Annotated in this window: 14 protein-coding genes; 8 read left to right on the top strand and 6 right to left on the bottom strand. The window is 70.9% G+C overall.

The window, feature by feature from the left end; genetic code table 11:
* Window positions 1-110: 110 nt before the first annotated feature.
* The gene (locus KIP79_RS42070; RefSeq protein ID WP_214110642.1) at window positions 111-470 is read right to left on the bottom strand and encodes a hypothetical protein; all 360 of its coding nucleotides are present in this window, start codon (window positions 468-470) and stop codon (window positions 111-113) included.
* Window positions 460-1,764: a tetratricopeptide repeat protein gene (locus KIP79_RS42065; RefSeq protein ID WP_214110641.1), complete on the bottom strand. Its 1,305-nt coding sequence runs from the start codon at window positions 1,762-1,764 to the stop codon at window positions 460-462. The genes KIP79_RS42070 and KIP79_RS42065 overlap by 11 nt, the downstream gene beginning before the upstream one ends.
* A gap of 116 nt (window positions 1,765-1,880) precedes the next feature.
* Between KIP79_RS42065 and KIP79_RS42060 the strand changes: the two genes are divergently transcribed.
* From KIP79_RS42060 to KIP79_RS42030, 7 genes are all read left to right on the top strand, one after another.
* Window positions 1,881-2,918: a GMC family oxidoreductase gene (locus KIP79_RS42060; RefSeq protein ID WP_214110640.1), complete on the top strand. Its 1,038-nt coding sequence runs from the start codon at window positions 1,881-1,883 to the stop codon at window positions 2,916-2,918.
* Window positions 2,807-3,595 carry a GMC oxidoreductase gene (locus KIP79_RS42055; protein WP_214110639.1) on the top strand — a complete coding sequence of 263 codons (789 nt, stop codon included), beginning with the start codon at window positions 2,807-2,809 and terminating at the stop codon, window positions 3,593-3,595. Before KIP79_RS42060 ends, KIP79_RS42055 begins: the two co-directional genes overlap by 112 nt.
* Window positions 3,596-4,047: 452 nt before the next feature.
* Window positions 4,048-5,052, top strand: a complete 1,005-nt coding sequence (locus tag KIP79_RS42050; protein WP_155338791.1) for a LacI family DNA-binding transcriptional regulator — start codon at window positions 4,048-4,050, stop codon at window positions 5,050-5,052.
* Window positions 5,039-6,577 (top strand): protein kinase domain-containing protein, encoded by a 1,539-nt coding sequence (locus KIP79_RS42045; protein ID WP_214110638.1) that lies wholly within the window; start codon window positions 5,039-5,041, stop codon window positions 6,575-6,577. Before KIP79_RS42050 ends, KIP79_RS42045 begins: the two co-directional genes overlap by 14 nt.
* 818 nt (window positions 6,578-7,395) lie before the next feature.
* A complete protein-coding gene (locus KIP79_RS42040; RefSeq protein ID WP_214110637.1) occupies window positions 7,396-8,505 on the top strand; it encodes a sugar phosphate isomerase/epimerase family protein in 1,110 nt (369 codons plus the stop codon).
* A 113-nt stretch (window positions 8,506-8,618) separates the two neighbouring features.
* Window positions 8,619-11,933, top strand: a complete 3,315-nt coding sequence (locus KIP79_RS42035) for a PQQ-dependent sugar dehydrogenase (RefSeq protein ID WP_214110636.1) — start codon at window positions 8,619-8,621, stop codon at window positions 11,931-11,933.
* Between the two features lie 151 nt (window positions 11,934-12,084).
* Window positions 12,085-12,441 (top strand): DUF8711 family protein, encoded by a 357-nt coding sequence (locus tag KIP79_RS42030; protein ID WP_214110635.1) that lies wholly within the window; start codon window positions 12,085-12,087, stop codon window positions 12,439-12,441.
* Between the two features lie 80 nt (window positions 12,442-12,521).
* Here the strand turns inward: KIP79_RS42030 and KIP79_RS42025 are convergent, their stop codons facing one another.
* The 3 genes from KIP79_RS42025 to KIP79_RS42015 form a co-directional block, all read right to left on the bottom strand.
* Window positions 12,522-12,740: a DUF397 domain-containing protein gene (locus KIP79_RS42025; RefSeq protein ID WP_214110634.1), complete on the bottom strand. Its 219-nt coding sequence runs from the start codon at window positions 12,738-12,740 to the stop codon at window positions 12,522-12,524.
* The gene (locus KIP79_RS42020) at window positions 12,737-13,579 is read right to left on the bottom strand and encodes a helix-turn-helix domain-containing protein (RefSeq protein ID WP_214110633.1); all 843 of its coding nucleotides are present in this window, start codon (window positions 13,577-13,579) and stop codon (window positions 12,737-12,739) included. Before KIP79_RS42020 ends, KIP79_RS42025 begins: the two co-directional genes overlap by 4 nt.
* Window positions 13,580-13,796: 217 nt before the next feature.
* Window positions 13,797-15,458: a spherulation-specific family 4 protein gene (locus tag KIP79_RS42015; protein WP_214110632.1), complete on the bottom strand. Its 1,662-nt coding sequence runs from the start codon at window positions 15,456-15,458 to the stop codon at window positions 13,797-13,799.
* Window positions 15,459-15,612: 154 nt separating this feature from the next.
* Between KIP79_RS42015 and KIP79_RS42010 the strand changes: the two genes are divergently transcribed.
* Window positions 15,613-16,485: a serine hydrolase gene (locus tag KIP79_RS42010; RefSeq protein WP_214110631.1), complete on the top strand. Its 873-nt coding sequence runs from the start codon at window positions 15,613-15,615 to the stop codon at window positions 16,483-16,485.
* Here the strand turns inward: KIP79_RS42010 and KIP79_RS42005 are convergent.
* A complete protein-coding gene (locus KIP79_RS42005) occupies window positions 16,482-17,309 on the bottom strand; it encodes an AfsR/SARP family transcriptional regulator (RefSeq protein ID WP_214110630.1) in 828 nt (275 codons plus the stop codon). The two genes, KIP79_RS42010 and KIP79_RS42005, sit on opposite strands and share 4 nt — an antisense overlap.
* Window positions 17,310-17,401: the final 92 nt, after the last annotated feature.

Raw genomic sequence — 17,401 nt, 5'->3', positions numbered from 1 at the left:
CCGGCCCGCCGTGCCGGAGGCGCGGCCAATGTCACAGCCGGGCCGGCCCGCCGGAGGCGGGCCCATAGAAAGGGAGAGGTGCGCCGGGCGAGGGCTCGGCGCACCCCCCGTCAGGAGCAGCCGGTTCGGCCGCGTACCACGACCGGCCCCTTGCCGTCGGGGTCGAAGGTGACCCCGAGCATGGTGCCGTCACGTCTGGTGAAGTCGACTGCCAGGGTTTCCCCGGCGGGCCGTTCGGCGACCTGCCAGTCCGGCCCGATGCGCTGCCGGATCGGCCCATAGATAATCCCCGAAATATCCGACATACCAGGTTTTACATGGACAACGTAGTTGTGCCGGACCGAGGTGCACTCCGGGCCGGGCTCCCAGGAGGGGTCGCACTCCTCGACCTCGTCCAGCTGTACCTCGGCCTCCCCGCCGAGCGCCCTGACCACCTCGTCCACCAGCCGACGCAGCTGGTCACCGTCCATCGGCCACCTCCTGGGCGTACAGGGGAGAGAAGTGCGGGTTGAGCTTCAGCGCGCGAGCGCGGCTGCGCTCGGCGTCCGCCTCACGGCCGAGCGCGCGTTCGATCTCGCCACGGTGGTAGGCGGCGAGCGCGGTGTTCTGCCGGGCGTACTTGATCGCCTCCTGATTCCGCCCGGCCCGGTGCAGCGCCCAGGCGTAGGCGTCGGCCACCTCGTCGTTGGGGCGGCGCTTCCACTCCCGGGCCAGCCGGGTCACCGCCACCGCCGGATCCCCGTGGTCGGCCTCGAACCGCCCGGCCACCAGGTCGTCCACCACCCCTTTGGCGGCCAGCTGGGACAGCGCCCCGCGTACCCCCCGGTACTGTGCCTGGGCCTCGCCGGTCCGGCCCAGGGACTGGTAGAGCTCGCCGTACTCCAGGAGGGTCTGCGGGCGCGGATGGCGGGCCACCGCCGCGGCGTACGCGGTCAGCGCCTCGTCCTCGCGGTGCAGCGCGGCCAGCGCCCTGGCCCGCCCGGCCAGCGCGTCCGGGTGCCCGGGCTCGGCCCGCAGCGCCAGGTCGTAGGCGCGCAGCGAGCGGTTCGGCCACCCCGAGTCCCAGGCCAGGTCGCCCAGGCGGCTGCGCACATCGGCCAGGTCGGCGCTGCCCACCGCCGAGTCCAGGGCCAGGTTGAGGGCCTGCGCCGCCCGGTCGCGCTCGTTGCGGAGCCGGTAGAGCTCGGCGGCCCGGGTGAAGGACGCCACGCCGGGCTTGGCCTCCAGCATCTTCTGCAGTTCCCCGTCCGCCCGCCGGGTGTCCCCCAGCTGGAGGTAGGCGTCGGAGAGCAGGCCGTGGGCGAGCGGGTTGCGCGGGTTGGCGGTGGTGGCCCGCGTCGCCCAGTCCCTGGACCCGGCGAAGTCGCGCCGGGCCCCGGTCAGCGCGGCCATGCCGACCAGCGCGGTGTCGTTGGTCTCCGGCTGGAGCCGGAGCGACTCGCGCAGCGCCTGCTCCGCCTTCGGGTAGTAGGCGGCGTCGCCGGTGCGCCGGGCCTGCTCGACATAGCCGATGCCCAGCTCGGCCCAGACCGTGGCGTCCCCCGGGGCCTGCGTCAGGTACCGCTGGTCGGCGGCGATGCGGCCGGGCAGGTCGGCCGCGAACGCCCGGACGGGGACGGGCCCGCCCCGATAGTGCGGGCCGAACAGGATGAAGGCGGCGGCCCCCGCGAGGATGGTCGCGGAGGTCGCGCCGAGCACGATCGCCGCGCGCCTGGTCGGGCTGCCCCGGCCACGGGCGGCCCGGTCGCTCACGTCCCTAGTCATGGTGTCCCCAGCGTGATGTTCGATGATCGTCGATCACGATGTGTAATGATTTCGCGTACACATAGTGATCAGCGTTGATCGTCCCCCCTTCGAGCTGACGGCAATCGGGGACGGATATGAAAGATCGGGTACATACCTTTGGCCGCCGGGACGCCCTCCGCCTGGGGGCGGGCGCCGTGCTGCTGGCCGGCCTGGACCTCGGGACCGCCCAAGCCCGTACGGACCTCCATACAGACCCTGACGAGGCCGACTATGTGATCATCGGCTCCGGCCCGGGCGGCACGCCGCTGGCCGCCAACCTGGCCGCGGCCGGGTTCACCGTGCTGGTCCTGGAGGCCGGCCCCGCCGAGGGCGACCGGCGCTGGTACGACGTGCCGGTCCTGAGTAACTTCGCGGTCAGCGAGGACACCAGGATCCGCTGGGACTTCTACGTCCAGCACTACTCGGACCTGGACTACAACGCCACCTGCAGCCAGTGGGTGACCGGCCGGGGCGTGCTCTACCCCCGGGCCTCGGCGCTGGGCGGCTGCACCGCGCACAACGCGACCATCACGATGGCCGCCGACCCGGCCGACTGGGCCTTCATCCAGCGCCTGACCGGCGACGACGGCTGGAACCCCGAGACCATGTGGGGGCACTGGGAGCGGTTCCTGTCCTGGCAGCCCACCGAGTTCGGCCTGGTGGACATCTTCAAGATCGATCCCCAGCTGGGCCGGATCGTGGCCTCCGCCGTCACCGAGGCGCAGGCGCTGCCCGGCGGCGGTGACGTGCGGAACCAGCGCTCGATCAACGACAGGGCGTTCGTGGACGCGGGCACCCAGGGCTTCTTCTACCCACCCCAGTCCACCCGGCACGGCAAACGGCACAGCATGCGGGAGCGGCTGCTCAGCGCCCGGGCCGCGCACCCGTCCCGGCTGATCGTCCGGACCGGCGCGCTGGCCGAGCGGGTGGTGCTGGCGCCGGGCCCGGACGGGCGGCGGCGCGCGGCCCCCGCGACCACCTGGCCCGGCTCGGCGTGCCCGTCCAGATCGACCTGCCCGGCGTGGGCGGCAACCTCCAGGACCGGTACGAGGTGCCGGTGGTCTCCCAGTACCCGCCCTTCCTCCTGCTCCAGGCGTGCTCCTTCGGCAAGACCCCGCTGGACCCGTGCCTGACCGCCTGGCAGGGGGCCTCGATGGTGGGGGCGGCCGGGCTCACGCCGTACTCCACCAACGGGGTGATCGGCGGCATCAAGCGCCGGTACGGCACCGGCGCCCGCCCCGAAATGTACGTCTTCGGCGGCCCGCTGGACTTCCGCGGCTACGCGCCCGGCTTCGGCCCACCCGGGTACGTCAAGGACAAGTTCACCTGGCTGGTCCTGAAGGGCTACGCCGAGTCCCGCACCGGCACGGTACGGCTCCGCTCCGCCGACCCCACCCAGCCGCCGCTGATCAACTTCCGCAGCTTCGACGACGGCCGGGGCGGCGACCGGGACGTCGCCGCCATGGTGGAGGCGGTGGAGATGATCCGCCGGATGAACGACCGGGTGGGTTCCGGCACCGAGATCTGGCCCGGCCCCCAGGTCAGGACCAGGGAGCAGCTGGCGGCCTGGGTCCGCAGGGAGGCCTGGGGCCACCACGCCTCCTGCACCAACCCGATCGGCCCGGACGACGATCCGATGGCGGTGCTGGACAGCAGGTTCCGGGTGCGCGGCACCAGCAACCTGCGGGTGGTGGACGCCTCGGCCTTCCCGCGCATCCCTGGCCTGTTCATCTGGGCCCCGGTGGCGACGCTGGCGGAGAAGGCGAGCCTGGACATCCTGGCCGACGCCCGGATTCCGGCAAAACGCTGACGGCGGTAACTCCGGCCGCGCCCGGCACCCGCCGGACGCGGCCTTCACCGGGCCGGGAACCCGGCCGGCGGCGGGAGAGCGGCGGGTCACGTTGTCAAGTCGGGGGTCAGGAGGCAGCGTCCCAGGTCCTGCGCTGTGTAGGAGTCGATACGACGGATTGAGATAACAATGAGATGTCTTGCTACCGAACTCCCGCTGTAACACTGTTTGACTACGACGAGCACTTTTTCGACTTCAAAGGGTAATTTCTACCGACATATCTGCCTCGATTACCCCGATAACCTCACGGATTGCCGCGCCATCATCTACCCTGCCCCCATGCGCAAGCCAGGTGAAAGGCGATGAAAAGTTTCATCGCGACGAAACCTCTGTTGACACGCCCGAAACAGTGATACGTTCTTGGGAGCGCTCCCAAGCCGCCGCGTGACACACTTCGGGCCTGAGGAGACCGGATGGCCGATCTTCCCACCCTCGCAGAGGTAGCCGCCGCTGCTGGCGTCTCCCCGGCAACCGCTTCCCGAGTCCTGACGGGCTCGGTACGCGTCACCACATCGACCAGGAGACAGGTGCACGACGCCATGTCCCGCCTGGGCTATGTACGGCGCCGTGCCCCCCGGGGCTCGACCGCCAGACGCACCGACCAGATCGTTGCCGCCGTGATCTGCGAGCAGACTCCACGGCTGTTCAGCGAACCCTTCTACGCCCGACTGCTGTCGGCGGCAGAGGAGGTGTTCGCCGCCCACGGGGTCCCCCTCGTGGTGATGACGGCCACCCCCGCCACCGCGGCGATCGCGGCCCCACCGCTGGTGGCGGGGGCCGTGGACGGGGTGCTCCTGGTGGGCGCCCGGGCCAGGCATCCACTGGCGGTCACCCTCGCCGCCTCCGGCATCCCGGTACGGAGCGCGGGCCGGCCGCCGGACGGCGTTGACCTGCCGTTCGTCGACATGGACAACCGCGACGGCGGTCGCCAGGCGGCAGAGCACCTGCTGCTCGGCAACCGCCGGGTGATCGCCACGATCGCCGGGCCGCCCACCCTGCCGGCCGCCAGGGACCGCCTGGACGGCTTCCGGGAGACCCTGCGGGACGCGGGCATCACCGACATGCCCGTGGCCTACGGCGACTTCACCCACGCCTCGGGCGCGCACGCGATGCAGTGGCTGCTGCAGCGCGCGCCGCGGCTGGACGCCGTGTTCGCGGCCTCCGACGTGATGGCGGCGGGCGCGATGCAGGCGCTGCGGCGGGCCGGGCGCAAGGTGCCCGACGACGTCGCGGTGATCGGCTTCGACGACGCCCCCATCGCCCGGCACACCACCCCCGCCCTCACCACCGTCCGCCAACCGGTCGAGGAGCTGGCGGCCCTGGCCGCCCGCATGCTGCTCATGGCCCTCGCCGAGGACGAGATACCGAAGGGCAACCCCGTGTTGCCCACAGAACTGGTCGTCCGTGAATCAACCTGAGCTGGCCGAGGGCGACGTCCTGACCCGTCGCTATCTGCTGCAGGAGCGGATTGCCACGGGCGGTATGTCGGTGATCTGGCGCGCCTTCGACCAGTCCTTACAGCGGACTGTGGCGATCAAGGTGCTGGACGGCGCGCTGGACGACGACAACCCGGGTCGCGAGCTGATCAGGCGCGAGGCCCGGGCCACCGCCCGGCTGATCCATCCGGACGCCATCGAGGTGTACGACTACGGCGAGACGGTCACCCCGCGTGGCCGTCTCGCCGCGTACGTCGTGATGCGTCTGCTGGAGGGCCGTCCCCTGGCCGACCGCATCAGCGAGGGGCCGTTGCCCTGGGCGGAGGCGACCGCCATCGCCGCCCGGCTGGCCCTGGTGCTGGCGGCGGCCCATGACCGCGGCATCGTGCACCGGGACGTCACCCCGGAGAACGTGCTGCTCGCCCCGGACGGGGCGAAACTGCTCGACTTCGGCATCGCCGCCTTCGCCGGGGAGGCCGGCGACGAGCTGGTGGCCGACTTCGGCACCCCGCCGTACGTGGCGCCCGAGCGGCTCAAGGAGCTGCCGGCCGCCCCGGCGGTGGACGTGTACTCGCTCGGCGTGCTGCTCTACGAGATGCTCACCGGGGCCCCGCCGTACCCGGAGACCACCTGGGAGGGCATCGAGGCGGCCCGCAGGGAGGGCCCGCCGCCGAGCCCGGACGGCGTGCCGGGGCTGCCCCCGGAGATCGCGGCGCTCTGCCGCCGGTGCCTGTCCCCCGAGCCGGCGGACCGGCCGACCGCCCGGGAGGTGGCCGCGGCGCTGATCCCCGGGGAGAGCGAGCGGGAGCCGGGCTGGCTGAAGTGGGCCGCGGGGGTGGCCGGAGTGCTCGCCCTCGGCGTGCTGCTCTGGCAGCAGCCGACCGCGGTGCCCGCGGGCGTGGCGGCGGCGACCCTGCCGAGCCCGGTCGCGCACGCCACCCAGCGCACCGGCGCCGAGGCCGACCAGGACCAGGACGCCGGCTCCGAAACCGACCCCGAGGCCGGTCCGACCGCCAACGCCGACGAGCGCGGCGGGGACGAGGGCGGCGACAGGACCGGTGGGCGGGCCGGGGACGGAACCGGTGACCGGGCCAGGCCGATCAACGTCCCGGACCGGACCGAGGAACCTGAGGACCCCGGCGGCGCCCCGGCGGCGCAGCCGAGTTCGACGCCCCGGCCCACGCCGCGGCCGAGCGACACCCAGACGCTCGCCCCGCTCCCGCTGGCCAGCCCGACCGGCTCGCGCACGGTGGCGGCGGCGGCGGACGGTTTCACCTCCCTGGTGAACGCGGCGGAGGCGAGCGGGCAGATCCGCGACGACGTGGCGCTGGACCTGCGGAACGTGATCAGGAACATGGTCGCCAACAACGACCGGGCCGCCGTGGCGAACATCCGCGTCAAGCTGAACGACCGGCTCCGCGAGGGCGCCCTGACGCCCGCGCTGAAGTCGTCGCTGGACGCCGCCCTGGACCAGATCCAGGCGGCGTTCGACGCCCAGGGAACCTGAGACACCCAGGGAATCTGAGACATCCAGAGGACCTGAGGCGCCCGGGGAAGCTGATCGCCCGGTGCGGCTCCTGCGGAGTCCCGCGAGCCGCACCGGAACGGGGCTTGACGAAAACCGGGAAATAGGCTCCCGTATGGGAGCGCTCCCAGAGATCGCCTTGAAAAACCCTCGAAATACGCCTGGAATAACTGAAATTTTCATGACCGGCTGTAACACCGGGCGCCCGCGGGGCGTCCGGCGGTCGAGGGCGGGATCCGCGCTCCGGTTACCACCATCATCAGATCACTCCTCTCGGGCGGGCACAGCGGACAGCGTCCCACCCAGGCGGCGGGATGCGGAGAGCTCGTAAGCGGACCAGGGAGTGGCCCCCTGGAGGATTCGGAACGGGTTGGCATTCCCTCGCGATCCGCCGTTTCGGCGCTACGGCGGGAGGGACCGAGCCGAATCCTCCAGAGTCGGGGTTGTGATCAGTGGATGAGGGTTGGGGGGTCCGGTCGCTGTCGCGGACCGGGACCACTGAGACATCGGATGTTTTGTAGGCACAACCACATATGTCCTACATGTTTCGGGACGGTAGACCGGACTTATGATTTTTGTCAACAGAAGTCTGCCGACTCACAGGAAAAAGTGTCCCACGTCACGCCCCGTAGTCGGGGCTCGCTGCCCAGATTACGGGCGTATGACGACCATTGACCCTTCTCGGATCACGTAGTAACAATGTGATCGCTCAGCTCAACGGCGGTGGCATGCTCGCGGGCTCGACAAGGAACCACAGTGACGTGGTCGGCGCACGCGTCCCTCACTGAAAGGGAACAAGCGTGAGCGACACGCATGCCCACGAAGAACCCCTCCGCCGCCGTCTCGGCCTGAACCGCCGCCAGTTCCTGGCCGCCACCACCGGCATGGCCGCCGCGGCCGCGATCCCGCTCACCACTCCCGGTGCGGCACTTGCCGGTAACGGCGTCCTGGTCCCCCCGGGCAAGCGGGGCATCATCCTCTACACGGTGCGTGACGCGATCTCTCGCAACCCGCTGACCACCCCGCACCCCTCCGGCTTCCGCCGGGTGTTCGAGGAACTCGCCCGGATCGGCTACAAGCAGGTCGAGTTCGCGGGCTACACGCAGAACGCCAACTCCGAAGGCGGCGCCAACATGGGCACCGTCGAGGGCGCGCGGCAGCTGCGGCAGTGGCTCGACGACAACGGGCTGGAGGCCGAGGGCAACCACGGCTTCATCCCTTCGTCCTGGCCGCTGACTCCCGCCGACCTCACCCGGTGGCAGGAGACCCTCGAGATCGCCAACATCCTGGGCCTGGGCCACGTGGGCACCGGCAACGACCCCACGAGCAGCAACTTCAAGGGCGACTGGGACGTCGCGGCGGAGAAGTGGAACTACCTGGGCTCCCTGGCCACCGCGGCCGGGCTCAAGATGTACACCCACAACCACGACGCCGCCTACAACTTCCTGCTGGACAGCGGTCCGCTGGACGCGCTGGGCCGGCCGACCCGCTCCTCGGGCATCAGGAAGCTGGAGTACTTCCTGAGCATCACCAACCCCGAGCACGTCTGGCTGGAGATGGACATCTTCTGGGCGCACGTGGCCCAGTACAAGCACCGCGTCTTCACCGCGGCCGACGGCTCCTCGCAGACCAGCATCTTCAACCCGCTGGCCGTCGTCCAGGCGCAGACCAAGCGCTTCCCGCTGTTCCACGCCAAGGACGGCAAGATCAACACTGCCACCGCCAACGGCTACGACATGGTGCCGTTCGGCACCGGTGACATCGACTACAAGAACTTCTTCTCGCAGATGGGCGCCAAGGGCTACCACAACCCCATGTACGAGCAGGACAACGCCCCGGGCACCGACCCGATGCAGTCGCTCCAGCTCGCCCAGGTGAGCTACGCCGGAATGGCCGCGCTGCGCGGCTGACGATCCTCGGCGACGACAGTTTCTACCGGACCGCTACGCGAACTCTGCCGATTGCCCCGGCAGGCGTAGCGGTCCGGGTTCTGATACTCCCTGTTTCAAGGAGCAGTACCGCCATGCAGCGTACCCGAACGGCGCTGGGCGTCCTCATCGGCGCCCTGGCCCTTCCGTTCAGCATGCTCGCCGCCGTCCCGGCGCAGGCCGATCCAGGCCAGAATCCGGCGACGGAGTGGTCGAACTACGAGAAGATCACCCTCACCAAGAACGTGGGCGAGCCCATCGACCTGGCCGTCTTACCGGACCGGCGGGTCCTGCACACGGCCCGCAACGGCGACGTCCGGCTGACCGACCCGGCCACCGGCGTGACGAAGATCGTCAACACCATCCCGGTCTACTCCAACTCCGAGGACGGCCTGCAGACGGTCGCCATCGACCCCGACTTCGCCGAGAACAAGTGGGTCTACATCTACTACGCGCCGCGGACGATGACCGCGCCCTACCCGGCGACCACCCCCACCGGGTCGGCGCCCAACTCGCTGCCCGCCGGGGCGGACGAGTCGTACTGGAACCAGTGGAAGGGCTACAACCAGCTCTCCCGGTTCAAGTGGACCGGCAGCGCCCTGGACCTGTCCACCGAGCAGGTCATCATCAAGGTCGAGACGCAGCGCGGCCAGTGCTGCCACGTCGCCGGTGACATGGACTGGGACGACGAGGGCAACCTCTACCTGGCCACGGGCGACAACACGCCCGCCAGCGCGCCGGGGGCCAACGGCTACGCGCCCAACAACGACGCGCCCGGCATGAACCCCGGCTTCGACTCGCGGCGCGGCGCGGGCAACACCAACGACCTGCGCGGCAAGATCCTGAGGATCAAGGTGCAGGAGGACGGGTCGTACACGATCCCGGCCGGCAACCTGTTCGCGCCGGGCACCGAGAAGACCCGGCCGGAGATCTTCGTGACCGGCGTGCGCAACCCGTTCCGGATGGACGTGGACGCCGCGACCGGAACCGTCTCCTGGGGTGACTACGGACCGGACGCCGGAGCCTCCAGCCCCACCCGGGGACCGCTGGGCTACGTCGAGTGGAACATCACGGCGATCAGCAGGCCCATCAACAGCGGCTGGCCGTACTGCACGGGCGACAACTTCAACTACAACGACTGGGACTTCGCCACCGCCCAGCCGCGTGAGTGGCTCGACTGCGACGCGGGTCCGAAGAACACCTCGCGCTGGAACACCGGGATCGCGCAGCTGCCTCCCGCGGTACCGGCCAACCTCTACTACGGCGACACCGTCGCCCACCAGCCCGCGGAGTGGGCCGGTCTGATCGAGTTCGAACCCCAGGGCGGCCAGGGGCCGATGGGCGGGCCGATCTACCACTACGACGCGGACAACCCGTCGCCCACCAAGTTCCCCCAGTACTGGGACAACAAGGCGTTCTTCGCCGAGTTCTCGCAGGACTACCTCGCGGCCTTCACCGTGACCTACCCGAACGGGCCGGTCACCAAGCTGGAGCACTTCCTGCCCAACAGCGCGCTGCGCACCGGGGCGCAGCCGCTCACCGACAACCCGATGGACATCGAGTTCGGCCCCGACGGCTCGCTGTACGTCCTGGAGTACGGGGACGGCTTCTTCCGCGCCAACCCCGACGCCGGCCTCTACCGGATCGACTACACCCCGGGCAACAAGACCCCGCAGGCGAAGATCACCGTTGACCGCGCCTCCAGCAGCTCGGCGCCGCTGACCGTCAAGTTCGACGGCTCCGGCTCCGTGGACGAGCCGGGCCCGCTGACCTACGACTGGGACCTGGACGGCGACGGCGAGTTCGACGCGACCGGCGCCACCATCACGCACACCTACCCCGAGGTGGGCCTCTACACGGCGCGGCTGCGGGTCACCGACGCGGGCGGCCTGTCCGGGGTCACCTCGATCGAGATCAGCGTGGGCAACACCGCGCCCGAGGTGACCATCCAGAAGCCCGCCAACGGCGGCTTCTTCGACTGGGGCAACGCGCTGCCGTACCAGATCGGGGTCGTCGACGCCGAGGACGGCAACAACCCGGTGTGCAGCCGGGTGCAGTGGGACTTCGGCCTCGGGCACGACACCCACGCCCACCCCGAGACCCAGGGCACCGGCTGCTCGGGCGCCTGGCCGACCCCGGTCAACGCTCCCGAGCACGGCGAGACCGAGAACATCTACGGCGTGGTCGTGGTCGGCTACCGGGACAACGGGGCCAACGGCCTGCCGCCCGCGCGCGGCGAGGCCGCCGTCATCCTCAACCCCAAGCTGATGCAGGCCGAGCACGCCGACGAGGTCAGCGGCGTCACCGTCGTCGCCGATGACACCGCGTCGGCCAGGAGCAAGGTCACCTCCTTCGACGCCGGGGACTGGATCGCCTACGACCCGGTCAACTTCACCGGCATCACCGGAGTCCAGACGAAGGCGTCCGGCGCCGGCACGCTCTCCCTGCGCTGGAACTCGGCCACCGCCGCACCCTTCGCCACCGTGACCGTGCCCGCGGGGGCGGGGTGGCAGACCGTCACCACCGCGCTGGGCCAGGCGCCCGCCGGCACCGGCCGGCTCTACGTCACCTCCACGGGTGGCGTCGAGGTGGACGCCTTCACCTTCCAGGGCGGCGGCGTCGGCGACACCACCCCGCCCGTCGTCACCGCCACCGCCAGCCCGGCGCAGCCGGACGGCGCCAACGGCTGGTACACCGGCAACGTCACCGTCACGCTGACCGCCACCGACAACGGCGCGGTGGCCAGCCGGCAGTACTCGCTCAACGGCGGCGCGACCTGGACCACCACCACCAACCCGGTGACCCTCAGCGCCGAGGGTGTGCACGACTTCCGGTACCGGGCCACCGACACCGGCGGCAACGTCTCACCCGTCGGCACGCTCACCGTGAAGATCGACAAGACCGCGCCGGTGCTGTCGGCGTCGGGCGTGGAAGCCACCACGTACGGCGACTCGGCCTCGATCACCCCCGTGGTGTCGGCGACCGACGCGACCTCGGGCATCGACAGCGTCAAGGCCACCATCGACGGCCAGGAGGTCCCCTCCGGCGTCACGGTGCCGCTCTGGACGCTCAGCCTCGGCGAGCACGAGTTCAAGGCCACCGCCACCGACAAGGCCGGGAAGGTCACCAGCCAGACCGTGACCTTCACGACCACCACCTCCTACGCCGATGTGCGGGCGCTGGTGACCCGGTTCAAGGACGCGGGAACGGTGAAGGCCGACGCGGCCGATCCGCTGCTCTCCGCGCTCGACTCGGCCGAGCAGCACCAGAACGGCGGCAGGACCACGCAGGCCATCGACGCGCTTGACCGCTTCATCAAGCACGCCGAGAAGTCCGGCAACGTCCACGACGCGGCGGCGCGGGACGCTCTGGTCAGGGATGCCCAGGCGCTGATCGCGCGGCTCCGGTAAAAGCGTTGGGGGAAGGGCGCCCTGGGCCCTTCCCCCAACCCACCTGGGGAGATAAGGCCCGTGTAACGGTGTAAGCGAAGTGAAAGTGGTCCGCAACCCACTCTTCCTAGTGTCACTGGCGTTCCCAGATCACTAGGAAGGCATCCCTCCGATGAAAACCGCTCGCCTCGCCATCGTCACCTTCGCGGCCGCCGCTCTGCTGACCGCCTGCGGGGGTGGCAACTCCACGGCGGTCTGCCAGGAGGCAGTGAAGGCGTTCACCGACTACAGCGCCGCGGCCGGTGCCTCGGCCGGCGACCTGGACGCCATCAACAAGGCGACCTCTGACCTGGCCGGCCAGCTCAAGGACCTGGCCGCCAAGGCCGACGGCGACCTGCAGTCGTCGCTGTCGAAGATGGCCGACACCTGGGCCGCCTTCAAGATCGACCCGTCGAACCCGGCGGCCGTGACCGAGTTCGCGACCAAGGCCAGCGAGGCCACCCAGGAACTCGGCCTCGCCTGCGCCTGACATATCTCACGTAAGGTACGGCCCGCGCACCGGGAGGCGGTGTGCGGGCCGTACGCGTTTTTTCTGGTTGGCTCAGAAGATCAGGACAGGTCGAACTCGCCGCCCTTCACCCCGTGGACGAAGGCGTCCCACTCGCCGGGGGTGAACAGCAGCTTGGGACCCTGGGGGTCCTTGGAGTCGCGCACGGCCACGCCGTGCGTGAGCTGGGCCACCTCGACACACTGGTTGCCCTGGGTGTTGGAACGGGTGGCCTTACGCCACGTCGCGTCGGCCAGATCCGTTGGCTGAATGTCCTTCATGCCATCTCCTTCTCCACCGATTCGATCTTCTCTCTGGACTTCTCCGGGCTTAGAGCTGCGGCGCGGAGATGGTCGAAGACTTGGGCGTACCGGCGAACCTGGTCGGCTTCCTCCAGGTAGAGCTCGCCGCCGGCGCTCTCCAGGAAGACGATGTCGCCATCCTCGGGGTCGGGGAAGGCGAGGATCGCCAGCGGGTTGCCCATGCCCAGGTAGGCCCCGGCGTCGAACGGCAGCACCTGGATGGTGACGTTCGGCTGGAGGGCGAGCTCCTGGAGCCTGCGCAACTGCTCGGCCATGACGTGCGGCCCGCCAACGGGTCGCCGTAGTGCGGCCTCGTCGAGCACCACCCAGAGTTCGAAGGCCGGGTCGGACAGGCGCCGTTGCCGCTCCAGCCGCACGGTGATCCGCCGCTCGATCTCCTTCGGGTCCTCGACCAGGGCCGCGCCGATGACCGCGCGGGCGTAGTCCTCGGTCTCCAGCAGCCCCGGCAGCATCACCGGCTCGTAGTTGCGGACGCTGGCGGCTTCCGCCTCCAAGCCCACGTACGGCCCGGAGATCACGTCTCCGAAGCTGTGCCACCACCCGCGACGGCCGGCGTCCCGGATCAGTTCGAGCAGGGCTGCCCGCTCCTGATCGGTGGCGCCGTAGAGAGCGAGGAGGTCCCGCATGGTCCGGCCCTGTGGCCGGGTGTGCCCTGTCTCGATCCGGTACACCGTGGAACTGGCCAGTCCGAGCAGCTGGGACACCTCCTCGCGGGAGTAGCCCGCCTCGCAACGCAGCCGGACCAGCTCACCGGCCAGACGCCGGAGCCGGACCGTCGGGCTACGCCCAGCGCTCATCAGCGGACTCCCCACAAAGCGGCAGTTTGCAATATTGCATTTGCAGGATTGCAAAGCTGCTCTCCACGGTGCAGGATGAACTGAAGTTTGCCATGGCCCCAACAGCGCTCAGCTCTGCTCTCACGGCACCGGGTGCACAGGGAGTCATCGGAGGATAACAATCCTCATCCGCCCGGGGAGAACCGTGATTCACGGGCCCGGCCCGCGCTCCCCTGGTTCACCCCATCTCCACCACCTCGCTGTACGCCTCCGGCACCGCGCCCTTGAAGACCACCCGATGCCTCGAAATTTCGGGAAATGCGGTTTTGGGCACCCGCCAGACGTACAGGTCATCGGACACCGCGAGGCTCACCGGCGCCACCGGCGTCCAGTTCCACCCCGGCTCCCGCTGGCGGAACAGCCACCCGCTCTCGATCAGGTGATCGGCCCCGAGCCCGGCCACGGCGACTCCGGTGTCCCGGTCCCCGTCCAGATCCAGCAGCACCTGATGGAGGTCGAAGGCCCGGCCGAACCTGGCCTGGTACACCACCGCGTCCGCGCCGATCTCCCCCGCGGCCTCCGTGATGGGCGCACTGGCCGCCGGGGGCGTGGTCACCGTCAGATCGGGCCCGGAGGCGCCGCCGGCGTCGTTCCTGGCGACCACCGTGAAGGTCGTGGTGGTCGCCGGTTCCAGGGAGCCCACCGCGAGAGCCGTACCGGTCGTGGTGGCGATCAGGCGGCCGTCCTGGTAGACGTCGTACACCCCGGAGGAGGCCTGCCAGCTCAGGCGCAGCCCCGAGGGGCGGATCCGGGTGGCCGTCAGGTCCCCTGGCGGGGCGGGGCGCACGCCGGGGAAGGGCAGGGTGCCCAGCCGTACGGCCGGGCCAGGCGCCGAGAGGTTGCCCGCGCGGTCCCTGGCGCGGACCCGGAACTCGTAGGACCTGCCGGGCTTCAGGCCGTCCAGGTCGAACTCCGGCGCGGCGCCCAGGGTGCCGCCCGTCCACTGCCCGTCCCGGTAGACCTCGTACGCCACCGCCCCGGTCACCCCAGTCCAGCGCAGCCGGAGCGAGGTCGCCCCGCGCACGGCCACCTCGGGCGCGCCGGGCCGCGCGGGCGGCACCTTGACCGGCGCGGCCCCCGCCTCCCGTTCGGCCGCCCAGTACGCGGCGGGCGGCAGGGTGTCCCACGGATTGGCCAGGGTGTCCGGCGTCACGTACATGTAGCCCGCGTTGCGGAGCCTGCCCAGGCGCATCGCCTCGGCCGGGTCGGCGGCGCCGTGCACCAGATGCCAGAACCGGCGCGGGTCCTGGGCGAGCTGCCAGGCCGGCGGCTGCCACGCCCGGTAGGCGGCCAGGTCCCCTTCGAACGCGACCAGCACGTCGGCCACCCCGGAGAAGCAGTCCGGCACGCCGGTGCCCGGGTTGACGGCGACCCGGGCGGCCGGGTCGTACCTGCGGGTGAAGGCGCGCAGCTCCCGGTAGCCGGGGGTGACGGCGCAGGCGTCGGGGACCTCGTCCAGGAAGATCCCGGCCAGGCCGTGCGCTCCGTAGAGCCGGTACCAGGCGGCGATCTCCTGCTGCGTCTGGGCCAGCCAGGACGCCTCGCCGGTCTCACCGAACCGGGTGACCCTGCCGGTCCGCCCGAGGTAGCCGGTGGTGACGTAGCCGAGCACGGTCACCCCCCGGTCGTGGGCGCCCTCGATGGCGGCGGCGAGTTCCGGGTCCACCCGGCGGCCGGGCCCGGAGACGGGGTTGGCGACCGCCAGGCCCGGGCCCGCCAGCCGGTCCCAGGTGCCGACCGTGAAATAGGCGGGCACCCCCGGCAACTGGCCGATGACCTCGTCATCCGCGCCGGGGGTCAATAACAGGACGAAAGATGCGATGACCCGCAGTAGCACCATGGACACATAAGGTTAGCGGTATTCGCGGCGATACGGCGGCGGGAAGTGCTGTGGCATCGGGAAAGCCGCCTGTCGGCGGCGCGGGAAGCGTCATGATCGCGTGAAATGGTGGATATCTCCGCGCGTGATTTGACTCCTCGGCTAATTTTGGCGGGTGCGTCCCAGCCTGGTGGCCGTTGCCGGCCTGCTTCTTCTCGCCCCCGTCCTCGGGGGCTGCGCGTCGGAGCCACCTGTTCCGGTCACCAAGACGGCCGCCTTCGAATCGGCGGCCACGCCGCCGCCCTCGCCCGCGCCGCGCAAGCGGGTGGTGGTGCCGAGCGGCGTCACCGCCGGGTACGTGGTCTTCGACCGGCAGGCCAGGCGGGTCACCGTCTCCCGCAACGTGCACAAGCGCTTCCGCTCGGCCTCGGTGGTCAAGCTGCTCATCGCCATCGACCACCTGGAGGACGTGGCCAAGCCCGACCTGGCCGTGCTGCGGCCGATGCTCCGGGTCAGCGACGACGACGCGGCCACCGCGCTCTGGCGGCGCGGCGGGCAGGGGAAGATCATCCTGCGGATGGCCAAGCGGCTCAAGCTCACCGACACCAGCCCGCCGCCCGCCGACAAGCCCGGCTTCTGGGGGTACACCGCGATCAGCGCGCTGGACATCGCCAAGGTCTACCGCTACCTGCTGGAGAAGGCCGAACCGAAGGTCCGCGACACCATCATGGGCGAACTGCGCAAGGCCGAGCCGTGCGGCAGCGACGGATTCGACCAGTACTTCGGCATCCCCCGCGCGGTCCCCCGGCCGTGGGCGGTCAAGCAGGGCTGGTCCGGGTACGGCTCGGTGCCGCCGTCCAAATGCGTCCGGGCCCGTACGGCCACGGCCGACGTGGACTTCGTCCACCCGGTGCTGCACACCACCGGCGTGATCGGCGACCGCTACATCATGGTCCTGCTGACCACCCAGACCACGGCGTGGGCCGACGCGACCAAGAAAATCACCAAGCTGGCCCGGGACGTCTACCGCGCGGCTCCCGGCAGCTAGCCGTGTGACCTGCGGCGGCCGGCGCGCCTGCAGCGCACGCAGCCGGCCCCCGAGCGCGGCGGGGAAGCGAGCCACCGCCGGTCGGACTCGGGGGTGACCTCCTCACGCAGGATCGAGTCGTGCACCGCCCTGAGCTCGGGCCCTGGCTCCAGACCCTGCTCCCGCACGAGGGTCTGGCGGCCCACCCGGTAGACCTCCAGGGCGTCGGCCCGGCGGCCGCACCGGTCCAGTGCCCGCATCAGGTGGGCGCGCAGCCGCTCCCGCAGCGGGTGCTCGGCCACCAGGGGGATCAGCTCGGCCACCAGGACGGCGTGCCGGCCCAGCGCCAGGTCCGCCGTGATCCGCTGCTCGATCACCCGTAGCCGGGCCTCGTTCAGCCGGAGCACGCTCTCCCTGACCAGTTGCACCTCCGCCAGTTCCCCGTAGGCGGGGCCGCGCCACAGGGCGAGCGCCTCGGCGTACACCTTCCCGGCCCGCTCCGGCCGGCCCTGCGCCAGCGCGTGGTCGCCGTCGCGGGCGAGCCGGTCGAAGTCCGCCAGGTCCACCTCGCCGGGCCGTACCACCAGGCGTAGCCCCGCGGGCTCGCGGACGACGCGGTCGGGATCGCCGAGCGCGCGGCGCAGGTAGTACAGGTGCAGGCGCAGATTCTCGGCGGCCGACGCCGGCGGTTCGTCCCACAGCGACTGCGTCAGACGCCGGGGCGACACGTGCCGGCCCGCCTGCGCGAGCAGGATGGCCAGCAGCGCGCGCTGCTTGCCCGAGCGGATCGCGACCGTCTCCCCTGCCACGGTCACCGTCAGTGGTCCGAGCGCCTCCAGCCGCATCGCCGGGGCCTCCGTTTCCCTCGTATATCCGGCGCATACGAAGGAGTCTCCGAGGTCAGCGAGTTGTCCGATGCCCGCCGGCCGGTCGGACA

It is taken from the genome of Acrocarpospora catenulata (genome assembly GCF_018476525.1).
Taxonomy (GTDB): Bacteria; Actinomycetota; Actinomycetes; order Streptosporangiales; family Streptosporangiaceae; genus Acrocarpospora; species Acrocarpospora catenulata.
The sequence above is the reverse complement of the archived record's forward strand: the minus strand, read 5'-3'. Positions and strand labels throughout refer to the sequence as shown.